14 protein-coding genes, 1 tRNA gene and 2 pseudogenes are annotated in these 21884 nt (G+C 68.6%); 3 read left to right on the plus strand and 14 right to left on the minus strand.

Annotation, left to right across the window (positions count from 1 at the left end; genetic code table 11):
• Positions 1–39 precede the first annotated feature (39 nt).
• Entirely contained in the window at positions 40–1116 is a 1077-nt protein-coding gene (locus tag FVO59_RS13870; protein ID WP_182253156.1) for a DNA polymerase IV, read from the minus strand.
• 62 nt (positions 1117–1178) lie between these two features.
• Here FVO59_RS13870 and FVO59_RS13875 point away from each other — a divergent pair, with 62 nt between their 5' ends.
• Positions 1179–2507 carry an MFS transporter gene (locus FVO59_RS13875; RefSeq protein WP_259363253.1) on the plus strand — a complete coding sequence of 443 codons (1329 nt, stop codon included), beginning with the start codon at positions 1179–1181 and terminating at the stop codon, positions 2505–2507.
• Between the two features lie 41 nt (positions 2508–2548).
• Here FVO59_RS13875 and FVO59_RS13880 read toward each other — a convergent pair whose 3' ends face one another.
• The 6 genes from FVO59_RS13880 to polA all read right to left on the minus strand — a co-directional run bounded on the left by FVO59_RS13880 (position 2549) and on the right by polA (position 10756).
• The gene (locus FVO59_RS13880) at positions 2549–3412 is read right to left on the minus strand and encodes an arginase family protein (RefSeq protein ID WP_259363254.1); all 864 of its coding nucleotides are present in this window, start codon (positions 3410–3412) and stop codon (positions 2549–2551) included.
• On the minus strand, positions 3409–4152 hold the full coding sequence (locus FVO59_RS13885) for a formylglycine-generating enzyme family protein (protein WP_182253157.1): 744 nt from the start codon (positions 4150–4152) through the stop codon (positions 3409–3411). The genes FVO59_RS13880 and FVO59_RS13885 overlap by 4 nt, the downstream gene beginning before the upstream one ends.
• Before the next feature lie 61 nt (positions 4153–4213).
• Positions 4214–4969, minus strand: a complete 756-nt coding sequence (locus tag FVO59_RS13890; RefSeq protein ID WP_182253158.1) for an SGNH/GDSL hydrolase family protein — start codon at positions 4967–4969, stop codon at positions 4214–4216.
• Positions 4970–5016: 47 nt separating this feature from the next.
• Positions 5017–6369 carry an MFS transporter gene (locus FVO59_RS13895; RefSeq protein WP_182253159.1) on the minus strand — a complete coding sequence of 451 codons (1353 nt, stop codon included), beginning with the start codon at positions 6367–6369 and terminating at the stop codon, positions 5017–5019.
• 32 nt (positions 6370–6401) lie between these two features.
• Positions 6402–8075 (minus strand): DUF885 domain-containing protein, encoded by a 1674-nt coding sequence (locus FVO59_RS13900; RefSeq protein WP_182253160.1) that lies wholly within the window; start codon positions 8073–8075, stop codon positions 6402–6404.
• Positions 8076–8122: 47 nt separating this feature from the next.
• Positions 8123–10756, minus strand: coding sequence for a DNA polymerase I (gene polA / locus FVO59_RS13905; RefSeq protein WP_182253161.1), 2634 nt, complete (start codon positions 10754–10756; stop codon positions 8123–8125).
• Between the two features lie 63 nt (positions 10757–10819).
• On the opposite strand from polA, the gene FVO59_RS13910 reads away from it, so the two are divergent.
• Positions 10820–11221, plus strand: a complete 402-nt coding sequence (locus FVO59_RS13910) for a hotdog fold thioesterase (protein WP_182256852.1) — start codon at positions 10820–10822, stop codon at positions 11219–11221.
• 21 nt (positions 11222–11242) lie between these two features.
• On the opposite strand, the gene FVO59_RS13915 is transcribed toward FVO59_RS13910, so the two are convergent.
• A complete protein-coding gene (locus FVO59_RS13915; protein ID WP_346265676.1) occupies positions 11243–11782 on the minus strand; it encodes a GNAT family N-acetyltransferase in 540 nt (179 codons plus the stop codon).
• The gene (locus FVO59_RS13920) at positions 11779–12396 is read right to left on the minus strand and encodes an ANTAR domain-containing response regulator (RefSeq protein WP_071644465.1); all 618 of its coding nucleotides are present in this window, start codon (positions 12394–12396) and stop codon (positions 11779–11781) included. Before FVO59_RS13920 ends, FVO59_RS13915 begins: the two co-directional genes overlap by 4 nt.
• Before the next feature lie 91 nt (positions 12397–12487).
• On the opposite strand from FVO59_RS13920, the gene FVO59_RS13925 reads away from it, so the two are divergent.
• Positions 12488–12570: transfer RNA gene (locus tag FVO59_RS13925), tRNA-Leu, on the plus strand.
• 208 nt (positions 12571–12778) lie between these two features.
• On the opposite strand, the gene FVO59_RS13930 is transcribed toward FVO59_RS13925, so the two are convergent.
• The 5 genes and pseudogenes from FVO59_RS13930 to gltB form a co-directional block, all read right to left on the minus strand.
• Complete coding sequence (locus FVO59_RS13930) at positions 12779–13432, minus strand: esterase/lipase family protein (protein ID WP_259363255.1); 654 nt, start codon at positions 13430–13432, stop codon at positions 12779–12781.
• 8 nt (positions 13433–13440) lie between these two features.
• Positions 13441–14220 carry an alpha/beta fold hydrolase gene (locus tag FVO59_RS13935; RefSeq protein ID WP_182253163.1) on the minus strand — a complete coding sequence of 260 codons (780 nt, stop codon included), beginning with the start codon at positions 14218–14220 and terminating at the stop codon, positions 13441–13443.
• Between the two features lie 81 nt (positions 14221–14301).
• Positions 14302–15749 (minus strand): annotated as a pseudogene (gene pyk, locus FVO59_RS13940) (pyruvate kinase).
• 56 nt (positions 15750–15805) lie between these two features.
• Positions 15806–17272, minus strand: a complete 1467-nt coding sequence (gene gltD / locus FVO59_RS13945; protein WP_182253164.1) for a glutamate synthase subunit beta — start codon at positions 17270–17272, stop codon at positions 15806–15808.
• Positions 17265–21853 (minus strand): annotated as a pseudogene (gene gltB, locus FVO59_RS13950) (glutamate synthase large subunit). Before gltB ends, gltD begins: the two are co-directional and overlap by 8 nt.
• Positions 21854–21884 lie beyond the last annotated feature (31 nt).

The following is a 21884-nucleotide window of genomic DNA, read 5'->3' on the forward strand; positions in this document are numbered from 1 at the left end:
CGCGAGGCCGCTGAACGGGTTAGCCGGTGCCGGAGCGTGTCAGATCCTCCCCCGCACCGGAGTGCGCTCTACCGGGTCGCCGCCGCTCGGCATGGTCATCTCGGCGCGCACGCCGAGCAGCCTGACCTCGCGCTCCGGATCGAGTGCGTCAGTGAGCGCGAGCGCCGCATCGACGAACTCGTCCCGGTCAGAGGTCGCAGACGCCAGCTTGCGACCGAAGGTCCGCGTGTCGAAGGGCGCGTACCTCACCTTCAGGTGCACCCTCTGCACCGGCCTCCCTTCGGCTGCGCAGTCATCGAATGCCCGCACCGCCAGCTCAGACACAGCGGCGGTCACCTGCGCTGCGGTGGTGAGGTTCTGCTGGTAGGTGGTCTCGCGGCTGTGACTGCGCGCGATCCACGGCGTGTCGTCGACGACCTCCGGTCCGCGCCCGAGGCCCAGATCGGCATACCAGACTCCCATCTTCGGCCCGAACTCCGCGGCCAGCTCCGCGCGATCCGCACGCGCAAGCTCCTGCACCGTACGGATCCCGTGGTCGGCAAGCCGCTTCTCGACGCGAGAGCCGATTCCCCACAGCTCGCGAGTCGATCGCTCCCCCATCACCTCGAACCAGTTCTGCTCGGTGAGCCGGAAGACCCCACGCGGTTTGCCGAAACCGGTCGCGATCTTCGCGCGGATCTTGTTGTCTCCTATCCCGATCGAGCAGTGCAGCGAGGTCGCCGCGAAGACGGCGTTGCGGGCGTGTCGTGCCACCGCTTCCGGGTTGTCAGTCGTCACCCCGAGGAAGCATTCGTCCCAGCCGATGACCTCCAGCGTCACTCCGGGCAGTGCCCGCAGCGTCGCCATCACCTCTGCCGACGCGCGCTCGTACGCGGCGTGATCGACGGGCAGGAACACCGCGTCATCCGGCGCCTTGCGCGCGGCGATCTTCATCGGCATCCCCGACCCGATTCCGTATTCGCGTGCCTCGTATGACGCGGTCGCCACCACGGCCCGCTCCGTCGGGTCGCCGTTGCCGCCGACGATCACGGACCTGCCGGCGAGTTCCGGATGCCGCAGCACCTCCACCGCAGCGATGAACTGGTCCATGTCGACGTGCAGCACCCAGGGCCTCATCCCATGAGTCTGCGCGGCGCGGAGCGTCATGTCCATGCGTCAGGCAGGACTAGCCTTGACGGGTGAGCGCTCATCTCCTCCCCCGCACGACACCCGGATGGCGCGGCTGGGTGGTGTGGGGCGTGGCGGTCGCGGCGTACGTGATCGCGATCACGAATCGCAGCTCGCTCAGTGCCGTGGGCGTGGACGCCGCTGAGCGCTTCCACGCCGACGCCGCGACACTGTCGCTCTTCGCCGTCGTGCAGCTGGCCGTCTACGGCGGTCTTCAGATCCCCATCGGCGTGCTGCTCGACCGTTACGGCTCACGACCGATCATGGTGGTCGGGATGCTGCTGATGGCCGTCGGCCAGTTCGTCATGGCCGTATCGCCCAGCATCGGCATCGCGCTCATCGCCCGTGTCCTGCTCGGTGCGGGCGACGCGGCGATCTTCCCGGCAGTGCTGCGGCTGGTCGCCACCTGGTTCCCGGCGCAGCGCGGCCCGGTGATGGGACAGCTGACCGGTCTCGTCGGCCAGACCGGCCAGCTGGTCGCGCTGATGCCGCTGGCCGCGCTGTTGCATTCCACGAGCTGGACGATCACCTTCGGCAGCGTCGCCGGTCTCGGTCTGCTCTTCGCCATCCTCGTCTGGATGCTGGTGCGCAACCACCCGCCGGAGCGCAGCGCCGATGTGACGGTCAACACCGAGACCGGCGTGGTCCAGGTCATCACGTCCGCAATCGATACCGGCGTCGGCATCCGCGCGGCGTGGGCGCACCCCGGTACCCGCCTCGCCTTCTGGTCGCACTTCACCACGCCATTCGCCAGCACCGCGTTCCTGCTGCTGTGGGGCATGCCGTTCCTCACGGCAGGACAGGGCCTGTCGGCGGCGGAGGCTGCGGGCATCCTGTCGATCAACGTGCTCGTCAGCATGGCGCTCAGCCCGGTGCTCGGCACGCTGTCGCGCCGCATCCCGACCCGCCGCTCGCTCGCTCTCGTACTGCCCAGCATCGCCGTCCAGGTGATCGCCTGGAGCGCGGTGATCCTCTGGCCGGGTCCTGCGCCGATGTGGCTGCTGACGCTGCTCGTGGTGTGCCTTGCCGCCGGGGGCCCGGCTTCCATGATCGCGTTCGATCACGCTCGCACCCACAACCCGGCTCACCGCCTCAGCACCGCCACGGGGGTGACGAACTCCGGCGGCTTCCTCGCAGCGCTCATCGCGATCTTCTTCATCGGATTCACGCTCGACCTGCAAGGCGCGGGAACCCCGGACACGTACTCGCTCGACGCCTTCCGCTGGGCATTCGCGACACAGCTCCCCCTGTGGCTGCTCGGCGCCTCGTTCATCATCCGCGAACGCAAGAACACGCGCATCCGGATGGGACTCGACCCCGAGCGCAAGCGGCACCGCTGAGAGCTCGCTGCGCGGCGATCGGCTCGCTGCGGTCAGCCGGATCAGAGGCGCAGCGCCTGGAAGGTCTCCAGAATCAGCTCCACGCTCAGCAGTGCCGGGATCTCAGCGTCGCCGTCCTCGAACTCTGCGAGCTCGACTCCCCGCACCTGCGCGGGATCGAGGGCTGCGAAGATCGCGGCGACCTCATGCGGCAGCAGGCCGTCGCCCACTCGGTAGGCGGCCGGGATGTAGCCGGGCTCGAGCACGTCCCAATCCACATGGATCCACACGTCCTTGCCTGCCACGATTGCGGCGACGCGCTCAGGGGTGCTCTGGGCCGGTGACAGCACCGTCACACCGTGCTGGTCGAGCAGCAGCCGCTCGGCCGGATCGATGTCGCGACCGCCGACGATCACGACCTGCGCCGGATTCAGCCCCGAACCGTGCCCGCTGTCCCACAGCCCGCACGCGGCTGCAACGACCATTCCGCCGAGGTAGCCGGATTCCGTCGTCTGCGGAGTGTTGAAGTCGCCGTGCGCGTCGATCCAGAGCACGATCGCATCCGGAAAGCGCTCCGCGACCGTCGGCAGCGTGCCGAGGCTGGCGCCGCAGGTATTGGTCGCGAGAACGGGCGTCGTGCCACGGTCGAGCGCATCGCGCACGGCATCCCGAAGCGCACGCAGCGTCTCCCCCGCGGCCGGCAGGCACTCCGACCAGTCATCGGTGCGCGCCGCAGCGGGAGTGCCCACGACCAGTGGGTCGACGTCGAGCATTCGACCGAGGGCGCGGCCCGCCTTGAGCGCGCCCGGCAGGGCACCCTCGGTGCGATCGCCGACGCGACCCTGGGAGATGATGAGCTCGATCGGCTTGGCCATGGATTCGTCCTCCAGACGGTAAGGGCTTTCGTTGCGGGTGCCGGTGGTCATCGCCGAGGGGTCCAGCCGATCGGCCGCGCTCCCCCGCGCCCGCCGCGTTCGATGTCGGCCAGCACGGACCAGCCCTGAGCGGCGTCGACACCATCGAACCCACCACGGGCCAGGCGCATTCCGACATCGTCGTGGTGCATCCGTGGCCCTCCTCCGCGACGAACCGACGCCCGGACGCTCCAGGTGTCATCGGCGAAGCCGCCTCCGCGGAACACGCGGTAGTCGTCGTAGCGCTCGGGATCGAGGAGGTCCCAGCACCACTCCCAGACGTTGCCGAGCGTGTCGAACAGTCCGTTCAGGTTGGGCAGCTTCATACCCACGTCCTGCGGTGATCCGACTCCGTCGAGCGAGGTCCAGGCGATCTCGTCGAGCGGGCCGTACTGGGGCGCGACCGAACCCGCGCGGCACGCGTACTCCCATTCCGCTTCGGTCGGCAGTCGATAGCCTTCGCTCTCGACGTGCCAGGTCACATCCTCGCCATCGAACGAGTACGCGGGGTCGAGTCCCTCCCACTCGGAGGCGGCATTGCAGAACCGGATCGCGCGGAACCAGCTGAGGTCGCGGGCCGGTCGCCGCGGATGCTGAGCGGCGATGCCCAGCACCTCGGCGAACTGCCCCTCTGTCACCGGGAACACCCCGAGCTCGAACGGCTCGAGTTCGACTGTCCTGTGCTCCTTCCGCCGGGCATCGTGCAAGATCACGACACCCCCCGGAAGGGCTCTCATCTCCCAGAGATCCATGCTCAGCCCTCCACCCGCACCGCAGCGGTGCGACGTGGGAGCCCGCTCATGCGAGGCGGAGTCATTGCGGCATCCGCTCGACCCACGCGGCGAACTTCGCGACGCGTCCGTCACCAGACGACGTGCCTGTCACCCGACGCCTGACCCAGGGGCCGACGAACTGTCGGTAGTAGGCGAACCCGACCGGACCGGCGGGGTGATCGATCCGGGGCGACCACCACTCCTCCGGCGGCTCCACGCCCACCGCGTGGAGCACGCGGGCGGCGACGCGATGATGGCCGCTCGCGTTCATGTGCAGCCGGTCATGAGACCAGTACCGCGGCCTCGACAGCTCGGTGTCCGGCCAGTTGAGTGCGCGGATGACATCGGGGCGGTCCTCGATCCGGCGCAGCACGGCGGCGGAGAGCGCATCGCCCCGCCTCTGGAACACCGGTCCCATCGGCAGCTGCGCGCTGGGGTTCGCACCTGAGAGCACGATCAGCGTCACGCCCTCTTCATCGCAGCGGCGCAGCACCCGGGAGAAGGCGTCGGCGATGTGCTCGATATCGGCGTTCGGGCGGAGGATGTCGTTGCCACCGCCGTTGAACGAGAGGTGCGTGGGCCGCAACGCGAGCGCCGGCTCGAGCTGCTCTTCGACGATCGGCCAGACCAGCCGACCGCGGATGGCGAGATTCGCGTACTGGATCGGAGCGCCGAGTGCATCGGCCCACCCCTGGCCGACGAGGTCGGCCCACCCGCGCACGGTGCCGTCGAGGAGCTCGTCCCCGACCCCCTCGGTGAAGGAGTCTCCGATCGCCACGAAACGCACTGCCGCCATGTTCTCAGCCTATTGCGGCGTCGAAGCGCAGAAGGCCGTGCGCACGCTCAGCGGTCGTCGAGGGCCCGGCCGCGCAGGTCGACGAGCCCCCACGCGGCGATCGTCGCCACGAGGAAGAAGCCCGCGAACACCGAGAACGCCAGCATCTGGCCGCCCGTGGCGAGCATCACCGGGACGAGCAGCGGCGCGATGATCGACGCGATTCGGCCCGCACCCGCGGCCCAGCCCGACCCGGTCGCGCGAAGCGAAGTCGGGTACAGCTCAGGTGTCACCGCGTACAGTGCACCCCACGCACCGAGGTTGAAGAACGACAGTGCCATGCCGGTGACGATGATCGCCTCGGCGCTGCCGGCGGTGCCGAACAGCACGGCGGACACCGCCGAACCGGCGAGGAACACCGAGAGCGTCGCCCGACGGCCCCACACCTCGATGAGCCAGGCCGCCACCGCGTATCCGGGGAGCTGGGCGAGGGTGATCAGGAGCGTGAACTCGAAGGAGCGCACGAGATCGTATCCGGACTGGAGGAGGATGCTCGGGATCCAGATGAACGCGCCGTAATAGGCGAAGTTCACGCAGAACCAGACCAGCCAGATGCACAGCGTGCGCATCCGGAACTCCGCCGACCAGAGGGCTCCCACCCGCTGACCTGCACTCGCCGCCACCGACTGCACGGCGACAGCGGGGCGGGTCGGCGGCGTGCGCCGCAGGTCGGCTGCCGTCTCAAAGGTCGACACGACCCGCTCGGCATCTGCCAGCCGGCCGCGCGAGGCCAGCCACCGTGGCGATTCCGGAAGACCCCAGCGCACCACGAGCGCGTACGCGGCGGGGATCGCACCGAGCGCGAAAGCCCACCGCCACCCGTCGGCGGATGCCGGGATCACGAAATAGCCGATGAGGGCGGATGCCGTCCAGCCGATGGCCCAGAACGCCTCGAGGACCACGATCAGGCGGCCGCGGATCGCCGCGGGCGCGAACTCGCTGACATAGGTGGACGCGACCGGAAGCTCGGCTCCGAGACCGAGGCCCACGAAGAAGCGCAGCACGAGCAGCATCGCCACTCCCCCGACCAGGGCGCTCGCACCCGTCGCGAGGCCGTAGATCAGCAGCGTCAGAGCGAACACCTGACGCCGGCCCATCCGATCGGCGAGCAGACCGCCGAGGCTCGCGCCGATCGCCATGCCCACGAAGCCGATCGACGCGATCCAACCCGTCTCCGCCGGCGACAGCTGCCACTGCTGCGCCAGCACGGCGATGATGAACGAGATCAGCCCCACATCCATCGCATCCAGCGCCCAGCCGAGGCCGGACCCGGTGAGCACCCGCAGGTGCCGACGGGTGAACGGCAGCGCGTCGAGGCGCGACGCGATGGATGCACGGCTCGGAAGCTCGGTGTGCGGCATCCTCTCATCGTAGAGGCGCCGCACACCCGCTCTCAGCCGATGACTGCGGTGCGCAGCGTGTCGAGTCCGACACCGCCGATGTCGAGCGCGCGCTTGTGAAAGTCCTTGAACGAGAACGCGTCGCCCTGCTTCTCCCGCACGGCGTCGCGCACCTGCTCCCAGATCCGCTGACCGACCTTGTACGACGGCGCCTGCCCCGGCCAGCCGAGGTAGCGGTTCACCTCGAACTGACGGAACTCATCGGGCATGTTGACGTTGCGCCGCATCTGCTCGAGCGCATAGTCGTGGTCCCACACGCCGTCGCCGTCGAGACGGGGCTTGCCGAGGTGCACGCCGATGTCGAGCACGACGCGCAGTGCGCGCATGCGCTGGCCATCGAGCATTCCGAGGCGATCGGCGGGGTCGTCGAGGTAGCCCAGCTGCTCCATGAGCCGCTCGGCGTAGAGCGCCCAGCCCTCGGCGTGACCCGAGGTGCCGGCCAGCACACGTCGCCAGGTGTTCAGCTCTGCCCGGTTGTAGGTCGCCTGTGCGATCTGCAGATGGTGGCCGGGAACACCCTCGTGGTACACCGTGGTCAGCTCGCGCCAGGTGTCGAATTCGGTGACGCCCTCGGGCACCGACCACCACATGCGACCGGGACGGGAGAAGTCGTCGGTCGGGCCGGTGTAGTAGATGCCGCCTTCCTGCGTGGGGGCGATCATGCACTCGAGCTCGCGAATCTGCTCGGGGATGTCGAAGTGACTGGCGCCGAGATCGGCGATGGCCCGATCGCTGGTCTCCTGCATCCACCTCTGCAGCGCCTCGGTGCCGTGCAGCTTGCGGGACGGGTCGGCCTCGAGGTGCGCCACCGCCTCCTCGACGCTGGCCCCGGGCAGGATCTCGTTCGCGATCGCCTCCTGCTCGTCGATCATCCGCTGCAGCTCGTCGCGGCCCCACTCGTACGTCTCGTCGAGGTCGATGGTGGCGCCGAGGAAGCGGCGCGAATTGAGCGCGTACAGGTCGCGGCCGACGGCGTCCTGCTCGCCGGCTGCGGGTGCGAGCTCGCCGATCAGGAACTCGCGGAGCGAGTCGTACGCGACGCGTGCGGCACCCGCGTGGTCGGAGATGTCACGAGCGAGGGAAGCCGGAAGCTGACCTTCGTCGGGACCGGCACCGGCGGCGAAGGTCGCGAAGAACCCCTGATCGGCGCTGTAGCGGGCGATCTGGGTGGCGACCTCGGTGACCTGCCGGCGCGCAGGAACGACACCGTGCCTGATGCCCTCGCGCAGCGTCTCGATGTACCCCTTGAGCGCGGCAGGGACGGCTGCCAGGCGCTCGGAGACCACCGACCAGTCATCGATCGTCTCAGTCGGCATGAGATCGAACGCCTGACGGAAATCCTGCGGAGCCGAGGCGATGACGTTGAGATCGCGCATATGCCACTGCGCGTCATGCAGCTCGAGCTGCAGGCGCAGCTCCGCCGACAGATCCGTCTTCGTCACCTCGTCGACGGTGTCGACGGGCGACGCGGCATCCAGCTTCGCGAGCGTCTCCCGTGCGGCAGCGACGGATCGCTCGTGACCTTCGGGGCTGACATCGTCGAGACGGGCATTCGCCTCGTTGCGTCCGATGTAGGTGGCGAGGATGGGCGAGAGGTCGACCAGGGTGCCGACCCAGTCCTCCGCGATCTGATCGATGGCAGAGGGGGTGCGAGGCTCTGAACTCATGATCTCGAGCCTAGCCCCGCACCCGCGCTGCACATCGGAACGCGCGGTCAGTGTGCGGCTTCGTTCCAGTCGCGCCCGCGCCCGACCTGAACGTCGAGCGGCACGGAAAGCGCGGCAGCGCCTGCCATGCGCTCGCGCACGACACTCTCGACCTCGTCCCACTCCCCTGCCGCGACTTCCACGACGAGCTCGTCGTGGATCTGCAGCAGGGCGCGGGAGGCGAGTCCGCGCTCGCGCAGATCGGCGTGGATGCGGTTCAGCGCGATCTTCATGATGTCGGCTGCACTGCCCTGGATCGGAGCATTGAGCGCGGCCCGCTCTGCGTTCTCGCGCAGCACGCGGTTGGGGCTGGTGAGGTCGGGGAACGGACGGCGACGGCCGAAGATGGTCTCGGTGTATCCGTCCTCCTTCGCCTGCATGACGGACGCGCGCAGATAGTCGCGCACCGCGCCGAAACGGGCGAAGTACTCGAGCATCAGCTGCTTCGCCTCGGACTGCTCGATGCGAAGCTGCTTCGAGAGCCCGAAGGCGCTCAGACCGTAGACGAGGCCGTACGACATCGCCTTGACCTTGGTGCGCATGGCCGGGCTGACTTCCTCGGGCTCGACTCCGAACACCCGGGCCCCGACGAAGCGGTGAAGGTCCTCGCCGGAGTTGAACGCCTCGATGAGTCCCGGATCTCCCGACAGGTGCGCCATGATGCGCATCTCGATCTGCGAGTAGTCGGCGGTGAGCAGGGCCTCGTACCCGGTCCCCACCTCGAACGCGCTGCGGATGCGCCTGGACTCCTCGGTGCGGACGGGGATGTTCTGCAGGTTGGGGTCGGTGCTCGACAGGCGCCCGGTCTGGCTGCCGGTCTGGACGTAGGTGGTGTGGATGCGGTGGTCATCGCGGATCGCGGTGTCGAGCGTCTCGATGATCTGACGCAGCTTGGTCGCCTCGCGATGCTGCAGCAGCAGTGCGAGGAAGGGGTGCGGGTTGCTCTCCTGCAGGTCGGCCAGCACAGCGGCATCCGTCGAGTAGCCGGTCTTGGTCTTTCGGGTCTTCGGCAGCTGCAGGTCTTCGAACAGCACCTCCTGGAGCTGTTTGGGCGAACCGAGGTTGAATTCGCGACCGACCAGGGCGAACGCCTCCGCGGCGAGGGCGTCGGTACGGGCGAGCAGCTCGCCTGAGAAGGTCGACAGCACGTCGTGCGAGACCGAGACGCCGGCGGATTCCATGTCGGCGAGGGCGATCACCGCAGGCAGCTCGATGTCGGTCAGCACCGATGCGACCGTGTCGGGCATCGCCTCGCGCACGGCGTCTGCGGTGCGCAGCGTGAACCACGCCTCCTGCGAGGGGGTGGCGCCGTCGGTCTCGGGTACGAGCTGGGTGGGGTCGGACTCGGGCAGCTTCTCGTCGAGGTAGCGGCCGACGAGGTGGGCGAGCGTCTTGTCGGGGAAGCTCGGTCGCATCAGCCAGCCGGCCAGCAGCGTGTCATGGACGATGCCGCCCAGGCGGATGCCCTCCCGCAGCAGCGCCTTGACCTGGGGCTTCGCATCGTTCAACACCTTCGGGGCGTCGGACTCGAGCCATGGGCGCAGAGCGGCGGCGGTGTCAGGGTTCCAGTCGCACTCGTGCAGCTCGGTCTCGGTCGCCAGGCCGACACGGGTGATCGCGTTCCCGACGACGGGAAGCAGCAGGCCGACCTCGCCGGTCTGCCGCGCAAGCCATGCCGCGATCAGGGTCGCGGAGGACTCTGAGGCCGCTGGCACCGCGACTGCGGGCTCGTCGTGCACCGGCTCGTCAGGGGCGCCGACGGCCTCGAAGACGCGAGGCAGCAGCGTCCGGAACTCGAGTCGCGCGAAGATGTCGCGCACCGCCTGGGCGTCGATCGGCGTGACGGCGAGATCGGCGGGAGCGACGGGAAGCTCGACGTCGTTCAGCAGCCGGTTGAGCTTGCGATTGCGGCGCACGTCATCGATGTGCTCGCGCAGGTTGCCGCCGACGACGCCCTTGATCTCATCCGCCCGGTCGAGCAGCTCGTCGAGGCTGCCGAACTGGGTGAGCCACTTGACGGCCGTCTTTTCGCCGACCTTCGGAACGCCGGGCAGGTTGTCGCTCGTCTCGCCGACGAGTGCGGCGATGTCCGGGTACTGGTCGGGACGCACCCCGTACCGCTCCTGCACGGTGACAGGATCGTAGCGCTTCAGCTGCGAGACGCCCTGCACGGACGGATAGAGCAGCGTGACCCGCTCGTTCACGAGCTGGATGGTGTCTCGGTCGCCCGAGACGACCAGCACGTCATAGCCCTGCTCGGAGCCCTGCTTCGCGAGCGTGGCGAGGATGTCGTCGGCTTCGATGCCCTCCTGCGTCAGGACGGGGATCGACATGGCGGCAAGGCAGTCCTGAAGGAGCGGGATCTGGCCCTTGAACTCCCCGGGGGTCTCGGAGCGCGTCGCCTTGTACTCGGGGTACTCCTCGGTGCGGAACGAGTGTCGCGACGTGTCGAAGGCGATCGCCATATGCGTCGGCTTCTCGGCCTTGATGAGGTTCACCAGCATCGACAGGAATCCGTAGATCGCGTTCGTGTGCTGGTTGTCCTTGGTGGTGAAGTTCTCGACAGGCAGGGCGAAGAAAGCCCGGTATGCGAGTGAATGGCCGTCGACGACCATGAGGGTAGGCTTTGCGGAGTCCGTCACCCTGCAAGCCTAACGAGGGCGGCGGACATGCGCTGAGGAGGACGAGTGGGCGAGCAGACCGAGATGACCGGCCTGGAGTGGGCGACGCACCGTGGGATGGGCGCGCTGGCAGAGAAGATGGGCATCGAGTTCACCGAGTTCTCGGTCGAACGGGCCGTTGCGACCATGCCCGTCGAGGGGAACACCCAGCCGGTGGGGCTGCTGCACGGCGGTGCCTACGTGGTGCTCGGCGAGTCGCTCGGATCGATGGCGGCGAACCTGCACGCGGGTCCGGGTCGGCTGGCGGTCGGCATCGACATCAACGCGACGCACACCCGCTCGGCTACCTCCGGCTTCGTCACCGGCGTCTGCACACCCGTGCACCTCGGCCGCAGCATGACGGTGCACGAGATCGCCGTCTCAGACGAACAGGGTCGGCGCTGCTCGACCATCCGCATCACCAACCTGATCAAGTCGGTCGACTGAGAGAACCCGCCGCCGGAAGCATCAACCGGAGAGGATGCGCTGGAACAGGACGTGGTCCTGCCAGGCTCCTGCGATCCGCAGATAGTGCCGCGCCAGTCCGATTCGCTCGAAGCCGTTGGCGCTGAGCACTCGCTGCGAGGCGATGTTGTGCACGAGCGTCCCGGCCTGCACCCGGTGCAGAGCCAGGTCATCGCGAGCGTGCTCGCACACGGAGCCGACGGCATGGCTCATGATCCCCCGCCCGGTGAGCTCTGAATCGATCCAGTAGCCGAGATCGGCGCTGAGGAACGAGCCTCGCACGATGTTGTTGAGGTTCACCCTGCCTACGATGCGCTCATCTGCATCCGCCAGCACGAAGGCGGCCATGCGTCCATCGGCGACATCGGCGAGAGAACGCAGGATCGATCGCTCCTGGCCCTCGGCTCGGTAGAACTCCACAGGGCGCACAGGATCCCATGGCTCCAGATGCGCGCGGTTGCGCGCGCAGGCCTCGGCGAGGTGTGCACCATCGCCCGCTCGAAGCGGGCGAAGCAGGATCCCGTCGCCGAGATCCCTGATCACTTCTTGGGCGCGAGCTGCTCGATGATCGCCTTGGCGACGTCCTGCATGGTGAGACGACGATCCATCGAGGCCTTCTGAATCCAGCGGAACGCCTCGGGCTCGCTGAGCCCCATCTTCTCGTTCAGCAGACCCTTGGCACGGTCGACCAGCTTGCGGGTCTCGAAGCGCTCGACCATGTCGGCGACCTCGGCCTCGAGCGTGATGATCTGCTCGTGACGGGCGAGGGCGATCTCGATCGCCGGCAGCAGGTCGTTGGGGGTGAACGGCTTGACGACGTACGCGAGGGCGCCCGCCTCGCTGGCACGCTCGACGAGCTCCTTCTGGCTGAAGGCGGTGAGCAGCACGACCGGCGCGATGTTCGCCTTGTGCAGCTTCTCGGCTGCACTGATGCCGTCGAGCTGCGGCATCTTCACGTCCATGACGACGAGATCGGGACGAAGCTCGGTCGCGAGCTGCACAGCCGTCTCTCCGTCGCCGGCCTCGCCGACGACGTCGAACCCGTTGTCGCGCAGGATCTCGACGATGTCGAGGCGGATCAGCGACTCGTCCTCGGCTACGACGACGCGACGCGGGGCGGATGCCGTGGGCTGCTCGGGCTGCTCTTGCTCAGTCACCCGTCCATCCTAGTCGAACGCAGAAGGGGCGGCGGAAGACGCGCACGGATCCCTGCGGCCGCTGCGCTACAGTCGAATGCGCAGTGTGCAGGCCGGCGTGGCGGAATGGCAGACGCGGGGCACTCAAAATGCTCTGTCCGAAAGGGCGTGTGGGTTCGAGTCCCACCGCCGGCACATGCGCGCGAGGGCCGTCCCGAAGGGGCGGCCCTCGCGCGCATATCCAGACAGAGAGGGACTCGAACCAGCGGGCGGAGCCCGCGTGGGTTCCGGATCCGCGTCGCGGGAGGCTCGACGCGGCGCGAAGCGACGTGTCGAGTCGCGACGTGGCCCCACCGCCGGCACCAGCACGGGGGCCGTCTCGAGGGGCGGCCCTCCCGCAGTCTCATTCTGCGAGTGCGGCCAGCTCGGCCATCACCCGCGGATGCGCCAGCACGCGGAAATGCCCTCCGGTGTCGAGGGGGACGTTCTTCGCCCCTGGCAGCTCGCTCCCCTCGGGGATGTGCGGATCGAATCGGGCGTAGACCGATACGATCCTCGTGTTCGCCTCGCGCTGTTCAGACAGGGCGGAGATGGACGGGTGCCCTGGCGCGAGCGAACGCAGGCCGCGAGTGAGCATGACCCTCGCGTACCGAGATCCGCCGAAGGGCGTCGCGACGGCCAGCATCCCCCGCACGCGCGATCCTTCGGCACCGAGCATCACGAGTTTGCCCGCGAGCCCGCCCTTGCTGTGCGCGAGCAGGATCACCTCGCGCAGGTCGTGCGCGAGGAGGTAGGCGCTCACGCTCTCCGCCATCTCGCCCACCGGGCGGAGGTTGCGCTGCAGCGGCTCGACGACGTGCACGGGATGCCCGGCGCGGTGCGCGTGCTCGATCAGCGGCTGCATGAAGCGCCAGGTCTCGTAGATGCCGGGCAGCACGATGATCGGCACCCCGGCACCGCGGGAGTAGGCGTCAGCCCGGCCACGGCTTCCGAAGGCGCGCGCCTGCCACACGGCCGCATAGGCGTAGTCCTGCGCCCACCAGAGTGCGCGTCGCACCACGCCGATCATCCGTCGCGCCCTTCCCGGCGCTGGTCGATCGGCAGGTCGGCGCGGAAGCGGCCGATGGCGGATGCCACGGCGCCGGGTGCCGTGTGCTGCACATTGTGCACACGGCCTGGCACCTCGACGAACCCAGCCCTGCGCGCCGCTGAACGGAGACGACGACACCACGACCGCGACGCGATCGGATCGCGCCCTCCTCGCACGATCAGAACGGGTGCCGTGACCCGCGCGATGCGCTCTTCGATCGGATATCCCAGCATGTGGCGCAGCTGTGCGAGGTACCACGCCGGTCCGCACCGCAGATAGTCCCCCAGCACCAGCGCATTCGCCCCGGGCGGCTCGCCCATCGTGTCGACGGCGAGCATGCCCGCGTGCTGCACGACCGTTCGCCGCCGAGAGTCGGCCACCGGTCCGATGAGCACGACGCCGCACACGAGCTCAGGGCGACGCACGGCGAGCTCGACCACCCACTGCGTGCCCATCGACTGCCCCACGAGCAGAACCGGGCCTGTGCCGATCGAGTCGAGGAGGCTGCCGAGCGCGTCCGCCATCTCCTCGATGCCGACGTCGTGGGGCGGTTTCGGGAGACCGCCGAAACCGGGCAGATCGACCGACATGACCGTGCCCTGCGCCGTCAGCGCACGGTGCAGCCGAGCGAGGTAGCGATGCGACATCCCGATCCCGTGCACGAGCACGAGGACGGCATCGCCTGGGCCGGGTGAGATGCGGATGCCGAAGCGCAGCGCTCCGATGCGGTGCGTCCGCTGCATCTCTGATCCCATCCCAGCACCGTACCCCGCCGTGGACGCGCGAGCGCCGAGGGGCGGACTCTCACGTCCTGCCCCTCAGCGCTCGGATGCCGCTCAGATGCCGTTCTTGTAGACCGGTGCGGCGCCGCCGACGGCATCCCCGACCTTGTGGACGCGGATGTCGTTGGTCGAGCCGATGATCCCGGGAGGCGACCCGGAGATCACGACGATCTGATCGCCTTCCTTGGCCAGACCGCTGCCGAGAAGGAACTCATCGGCCTGACGGTACATCGAGTCGGTGTGCTGCACCATCTCGACCAGCGTGGAGCGGATGCCCCACGTCATGGCCATTCGACGACGGATGCCGGGTTCGGGCGTGAACGCGATCATCGGGATGCGCGAGCGCAGTCGCGACAGACGACGCGCCGAGTCTCCTGACTGGGTGAAGACGCACAGGTACTTCGCCTCGACGAACTCCGCCACCTCGAGGGCTGCGAGCGTGATCGCGCCGCCCTGCGTGCGCGGCTTGGTCGTCAGCGGGTGGATGCGCTCGAGACCGTGCTCCTCGGTCGACTCGATGATCCGGGCCATCGTCTCGACGACCACCACCGGGTACTCCCCACGCTCGTCTCGCCCGAGAGCATCACCGCATCGGCGCCGTCGAGGACGGCGTTGGCGACATCGGAGGTCTCGGCGCGGGTCGGCACGGGACTCGAGATCATCGATTCGAGCATCTGCGTGGCCACGATGACGGGCTTGGCGTTGCGGCGGGCGAGCTCGACGGCGCGCTTCTGCACGATCGGCACGGCTTCGAGCGGGAGCTCGACCCCGAGGTCACCGCGGGCGACCATGATGCCGTCGAAGGCGTCGACGATCTCCTCGAGGGCGTCGACCGCCTGCGGCTTCTCGATCTTGGCGATGACGGGGACGCGAACGCCCTCCTCCGCCATGATCTCGTGCACGCGATTCACGTCGGCGGCGTTGCGCACGAACGAGAGCGCGATCACGTCCGCGCCGGTGCGCAGGCCCCAGCGCAGATCGTCCTCGTCCTTCTCGCTCAGGGCGGGGACGTTGACCGCGACACCGGGGAGGTTGATGCCCTTGTTGTTCGACACGGCGCCGGCGACGACGACCTTGGTGGTCACCACGGTTCCGTCGGTCTCGACGACCTCGACGCGCACCTTCCCGTCATCGATCAGCAGGAAGTCGCCGGGCTTGACGTCCTGGGGCAGGCCCTTGAACGTCGTGCCGCAGATCTCGCGGTTGCCCACGATCTCCTCGGTGGTGATCTTGAAGATGTCGCCGACCTCGAGCTCGTACGGCCCGTCCTCGAAGCGTCCGAGACGGATCTTCGGTCCCTGCAGGTCGACCAGCACCGCGACTGCGCGGCCGGAGTCCTCGGCGGCGCGACGCACATTGGCGTAGTTGGCCTCGTGCACGGAGTAGTCGCCGTGGCTGAGGTTCAGACGGGCGACATCCACACCGGCATCGATGAGGGCACGGACCTTCTCATAGGTCGAGGTTGCGGGGCCGAGTGTGGCGACGATCTTCGCGCGTCTCAACATCATCTCCAGGGTAAGAGGGCATAAAAGGACATGGCGACGTTGCCGCGCTCAGCCTACGCGGGCTGAACGCGGAACGCGACATCTGTGACGGCCACCGGCGCCGGCAGCACCGTGGCGCCCATCAGGTGGCGGTCGATCGCCGCCGCCGCCGAGCGGCCCTCTGCGATCGCCCACACGATGAGGGACTGACCGCGCCCCGCATCGCCGGCCACGAACACCCCGGGCACTGCTGTGGCATAGTCGGCATCGCGCTGCAGGTTGCCGCGCTCGGTGATCGCGGGCAGTGTTCCGCCGCCATACGAGTCCGTCTCGGGACCGGTGAAGCCCATCGCTATGAGCACGAGCTCAGCAGGGATCTCGCGCTCGGTGCCGCTTCTGGGCACCCTGCGTCCGTCGATGTACTCGGTCTCGGCCACGCGAACCGCTCTGACCTTGCCCTCCTCGTCGCCGAGGAACTCGACCGTCGAGGCCAGGTACGTGCGCTCACCGCCCTCCTCGTGGGCGGACTGCACCTCGAACAGCGTCGGCATCGTCGGCCAGGGCTGGTCGTCGGAGCGCTCGGTGCCAGGCTGGCGACCGATGGCCAGGTTGGTGACGCTGCGCGCCCCGTGGCGGTGTGCAGTGCCGATGCAGTCGGCGCCGGTGTCGCCACCGCCGATGACGACGACGTGCTTGCCTGCGGCGGTGATCTGGTCGGCGACTTCGTCTCCGGCGCCTACCCGATTGGACGGCACGAGGTAGTCCATCGCAAAGTGCACACCATCGAGGTCGCGCCCCGGGATCGGCAGATCGCGAGGCACCGTGGCGCCCGTGGCGATGAGGACGGCGTCGTAGCGGTCCCGCACCTCATCCCACGACAGATCGCGCCCGATCTCGACGCCCGGCCGGAAGCGAGTGCCCTCCTCCTCCATCTGCTGGAGGCGGATGTCGAGGTGGCGCTTCTCCATCTTGAAGTCGGGGATGCCGTAGCGCAGCAGTCCGCCGATGCGGTCGTCGCGCTCGAACACGACCACCGTGTGACCCGCGCGCGTCATCTGCTGCGCGGCGGCGAGACCCGCTGGGCCCGACCCGACCACGGCCACCGTGCGCCCGGTCAGGCGCTGCGGCGGCTGCGGCTGGACCCAGCCCTTCTCGAAGGCCTCGTCGATGATCGACACCTCGATCTGCTTGATCGTGACCGCGGGCTGATTGATGCCGAGCACGCACGCGCTCTCACACGGCGCAGGGCACAGTCGCCCGGTGAACTCCGGGAAGTTGTTGGTCGCGTGAAGTCGCTCGATCGCGCTGCGGTCGGCACCTCGCCAGGTCAGGTCGTTCCACTCCGGGATGAGGTTGCCCAACGGGCACCCGGAGTGGCAGAACGGCACACCGCAGTCCATGCACCGGCTCGCCTGACGCTTGAGAACGGCCCGATCGCCCGGCTCGTAGACCTCTTTCCAGTCCATGATGCGCACGGGCACCGGCCGCCTGGCCGGCAGCTCGCGTTCGGTCGTCTTCAGAAAGCCCTTGGGGTCAGCCACCGGTCACCTCCAGGATCCGGTCCCAGACGACGTCGCCGTCTGGGTCGATGCCCGCGGCCTCCGCCTCCTGGCGCATGGTGCGCACCGCGGCGAAGTCGCGCGGCAGCACCTTGGTGAATTCGTTGAGGACGTTCTCGAAATCGTCCAGGAGAGCGGAAGCAAGCGGTGACGCCGTCCGCTCGACGTGCTCCACGAGCAGCTCCCGCAGCACCTCGGCGTCGTCGCGTTCGAGCGACGTCAGCTGCAGCTCACCCGAGCGCAGCGCGGGTGCGTTGACCTGCGCCTCGCTGAGGTTGCGCACATACGCGACCCCACCCGACATGCCGGCGCCGAGATTGCGCCCGGTGCCTCCGAGGATCACCGCGACACCGCCGGTCATGTACTCCAGGGCATGATCTCCGACGCCTTCGACGACGGCCGTCGCACCGGAGTTGCGGACGAGGAAACGCTCGCCCACCACACCGGAGATGTACATGCTTCCGCTGGTCGCGCCATAGCCGATCACGTTCCCGGCGATGACGTTGCGATGCGGCTCGAACGTGGCATCCCGCGCCGGACGGATCGTGATGTCGCCACCCGAGAGGCCCTTGCCGACGTAGTCGTTGGCATCCCCCTCGAGCCGCAGCACGATGCCCGGCGGCAGGAACGCACCGAGCGACTGCCCGGCTGTGCCGTGCAGGGTGATGTCGATCGTCTCCCGCGGAAGTCCTGCCGCGCCGTGCGCGGCCGTGACGTGGTGACCGAGCATCGTGCCGACGGCGCGCTCGGTGTTGCGGATCGGCAGCTCCATCACCACAGGGTGGGAGTGCTCGATGGCCTCGCTCGCATGCGCCAGCAAGGCGGCGTCGAAGTGCTTCTCGAGCTCGTGGTCCTGCGTGCGCCCGCTGCGACGGGGCTCGCTGCCCGGGAACGCCGGCCCCTCGAGGATCGGCGCGAGGTCGAGCCCTTCGGTCTTCCAGTGGCGCACGGCCGAGGTGGTTCGCAGCAGGTCGTGCCGCCCGACGATCTCGTCGATGGAGCGGAAGCCGAGGGCGGCGAGAAGCTCGCGCACCTCCTCGGCGATGAACTCCATGAAGTTGACCACGAACTCCGGCTTGCCGGTGAAGCGCTGACGCAGCACCGGATTCTGCGTCGCGACGCCCACCGGGCACGTGTCGAGGTGGCACACCCGCATGAGGATGCACCCGCTGACGACCAGCGGCGCCGTCGCGAAGCCGAACTCCTCGGCTCCCAGGAGGGCGCCGATGACGACGTCACGGCCGGTCTTCAGCTGACCGTCGACCTGCACGACCACACGGTCGCGCATGCCGTTCAGCATCAGGGTCTGCTGGACCTCGGCGAGTCCGAGTTCCCACGGGGTGCCGGCGTGCTTGAGCGAGTTCAACGGGCTCGCCCCGGTGCCGCCATCGTGACCCGAGACGAGCACGACATCGCTGAGCGCCTTCGCGACGCCGGCGGCGACGGCACCGATACCCGACTGGCTGACCAGCTTGGTGTGGATGCGGGCCTTCGGGTTCGCGCGCTTGAGGTCGAAGATCAGCTGCTTGAGATCTTCGATCGAATAGATGTCGTGGTGCGGGGGCGGCGAGATGAGGCCGACACCGGGAGTCGCGTGCCGGGTGCGCGCCACCCACGGATAGACCTTCTGCGGCGGCAGCTGACCGCCCTCTCCGGGCTTGGCGCCCTGGGCGAGCTTGATCTGCAGATCGTCGGCCTCGGTGAGGTATTGACTGGTGACGCCGAACCGGCCCGACGCGACCTGCTTGATCGCGCTGCGCCGCTCGGGGTCGACCAGGCGCTCCGGGTCCTCTCCGCCCTCGCCGGTGTTCGACTTCGCACCCAGACGGTTCATCGCGATCGCGAGCGTCTCGTGCGCCTCCTGCGAGATGGAGCCGTAGCTCATCGCGCCGGTGGAGAACCGCTTGACGATCGCGCTGACCGGCTCGACCTCGTCGAGCGGGACCGGCGGCCGCTCCCCCGTTCGCAATTCGAACAGTCCTCGCAGGGTCTTCAGCTCCCGAGCCTGGTCATCGACCAGACGGGTGTACTCCCGGAAGATGTCGTAGCGGCGCGTGCGGGTGGCGTGCTGCAGGCGGAAGACTGTCTCGGGGCTGAACAGGTGCGGAGAGCCGTCTCGGCGCCACTGGTACTCGCCTCCCGTCCACAGACGCTCGTGCGCACGCGGTGCGCCGTCCTGCGGGTAGGCGTAATCGTGCCTGACCTGGTTCTCGGCGTAGATCTCGTCGATGCCGATGCCGCCGAGCTTCGTCTCGGTTCCGGTGAAGTAGCGGTCGACGAACTCCTGACTCAGGCCGATCGCCTCGAACACCTGCGCGCCGGCGTACGACGACACCGTCGAGATGCCCATCTTCGACATGATCTTCAGCACGCCCTTGCCCAGCGCGTGGATCAGGTTGTGCACGGCCTCGTCTGGCGTGATGTCGGTGATGAAGCCGGTGCGCACCAGGTGCTCGACGGTCTCCATCGCCAGGTACGGATTGACCGCGGCCGCGCCGTAGCCGATGAGCGTCGCGACGTGGTGCACCTCGCGCACATCTCCTGCCTCGACGATCAGGCCCACCCGCATGCGGGTCTCCCGGCGGATGAGGTGATGGTGCACCGCCGAGAGCATCAGCAGCGACGGGATGGGCACGAGGTCCTTGTCGGAATCGCGATCGGACAGGATCAGGAACTCCGCGCCGCGCTCGATGGCAGCATCCGCCTCGGCGCACATCTCGGCGAGTCGCTCTGGCAGCGACTGGGGGCCGGCGTCGAAGTGGTAGAGGCCCTTGATCGTCGCGCTCGTGCGCCCGGGCAGGGCCCGGTCGACGTGCCTGATCTTCGCGAGCTCGTCGTTGTCGATCACCGGGAAGTCGAGACTTACCGTACGGGCGTGCTCTGGCCCCCACTCCAGCAGGTTCAGCTGCGGCCCGAGGCCGAGACGCAGGCTCGTGACGATCTCTTCGCGGATCGCGTCGAGCGGTGGGTTGGTCACCTGTGCGAACTGCTGCACGAAGTAGTCGAACAGCAGCCGGGGGCGGTCGCTCAGCACCGCGATCGGCGTGTCGCTGCCCATCGCGCCGAGCGGCTCGGCACCGGTCTGGCCCATCGGCGTGAGGAGGACCTTCACCTCCTCCTCGGTGTATCCGAAGGTGCGCTGGCGACGCGTGATCGACGCCGCGGGGTGCACGATGTGCTCGCGCTCAGGGAGGTCCGCGAGACGCACCGCACCCGCATCCAGCCACTCCTGCCAGGGATGGAGGCTCGCAAGGTCCTTCTTGATCTCCTCGTCCTCGATGATCCGGCCCTGGGCCGTGTCCACGAGGAAGAGGTGGCCGGGGCGCAGCCGGCCACGACGCTTGATGCGCTCGGGCTCGAACTCGAGCACGCCCGTCTCGCTGCCGATGACCACGAGGCCGTCGACGGTCTCGGTCCAGCGGCCGGGCCGCAGCCCGTTGCGGTCGAGAGTCGCCCCGACCTGGGTGCCGTCGGTGAAGATCAGCGCGGCCGGGCCGTCCCACGGCTCCATCTGGATGTCGTGGAACTCGTAGAAGGCGCGCAGGTCCGGGTCGATGTCGGCCTGCTTCTCCCACGCTTCGGGAACCATCATCATGATGGCGTGGGGCAGGCTGCGCCCGGTCAGGGTGAGCAGCTCGAGCACCTCGTCGAACGACGCGGAGTCGCTGGCCCCGTCGCGGCAGATCGGCAGCAGCGGTCGCATGTCGCCGAGCAGGTCGGACTGCAGCTGGGACTGGCGGGCGCGCATCCAGTTGCGGTTGCCGCCGACGGTGTTGATCTCGCCGTTGTGGGCGAGCATGCGCAGCGGCTGCGCGAGCGGCCATGACGGGAAGGTGTTCGTGGAGTAGCGCGAGTGCACGACCGCGAGCTGCGATGCGAACCGCTCGTCTTGCAGATCGGGGTAGAACGGCTCGAGCTGCAGGGTGGTCAGCATGCCCTTGTAGCCGAGGGTGCGGCAGGAGAGCGAAACGAAGTAGGCGTCGAGCTCGTGCTCTGCGCGCTTGCGCAGCCGGAAGGCGTACCGGTCGAGAGTGAGGGGCGAGGGCGCGCTGTCGGCGCCTGAGCCCGGGATGCTGACGAACAGCTGCTCGAAAGCCGGACGTGCCTCGTCGGCGAGCTTGCCGAGGTGCTCGTTGGCGGTGGGGACCTCACGCCATCCGAGCACGGTGAGACCCTCTTCGGCGGCGATGCGCTCGATGCCGGCCTTCTGCTCACGGCGGGCGCTCGACTCCCGTGGGAGGAACGCGAGACCCGCGGCGTACTCGCCGCTCGGGGGAGGTCGAAAGAGGTGACCTCACGGAGGAAGGCGTCGGGCATCTGGGTCAGGATGCCTGCGCCATCGCCGGTGCCGGCGTCGGAGCCGATCGCACCGCGGTGCTCCAGGTTGCGCAGCGCCTCGAGCGCCAGCGCGATGATGTCGTGCGAGGCTTCCCCGCGCAACGTGGCGACCATGGCCAGGCCGCAGGCGTCCTTCTCGAACGCCGGATTGTACAGACCCTGTCTCGGGGGTAGGCGCCGGAGGCGCCGTAGGGAGGCTGGAAGTACACCAGTCACCGTCCTCAGATTTCAAGTGAACCCGGGGACATCATCGGCC

The organism is Microbacterium esteraromaticum, assembly GCF_014084045.1.
GTDB classification, from domain to species: domain Bacteria; phylum Actinomycetota; class Actinomycetes; order Actinomycetales; family Microbacteriaceae; genus Microbacterium; species Microbacterium esteraromaticum_D.